A 362-nucleotide genomic window follows, 5' to 3' on the forward strand; every position below is an offset into this window, starting at 1 on the left:
TGGTGCCGCAGGTGGTGACCGCGTTCGTGCAGGCACGGCAGACGCTGCCGATGCTTACCCAGGTGATGCTGGCCGCCAGCGCGTTCGTGCGCAGCTGGGGCGTGTGGGTGGGGCTGGGCATCGCTGCGCTGGTGGTGGCCTGGCGGCTGGCGTTGCGCCGGCCCGAATTGCGCCTGCGCTGGGACGCGATGCTGCTGCGGCTGCCGATGGCCGGGCGTTTCGTGCTCGGTGTGAACAGTGCGCGCTTCGCCTCGACACTGGCCATCCTGCTGGATGCCGGCGTGCCGCTGCTGCGCGCGTTGGAAGCTGCCCGGCAGACCCTGGGCAATGCGTTGCTGGCGCGTTGTGCCGATGACGTGTGC

Annotated in this window: 1 pseudogene; it reads left to right on the plus strand. The window is 70.7% G+C overall.

Features of this window, described 5'->3' with window-relative positions:
• Positions 1-362, plus strand: a pseudogene (locus EN846_RS33940) (hypothetical protein); the annotation flags it as partial.

The sequence above is a fragment of the Mesorhizobium sp. M4B.F.Ca.ET.203.01.1.1 genome, assembly GCF_004791025.1.
In the GTDB taxonomy this organism is placed as follows: domain Bacteria; phylum Pseudomonadota; class Alphaproteobacteria; order Rhizobiales; family Rhizobiaceae; genus Mesorhizobium; species Mesorhizobium abyssinicae.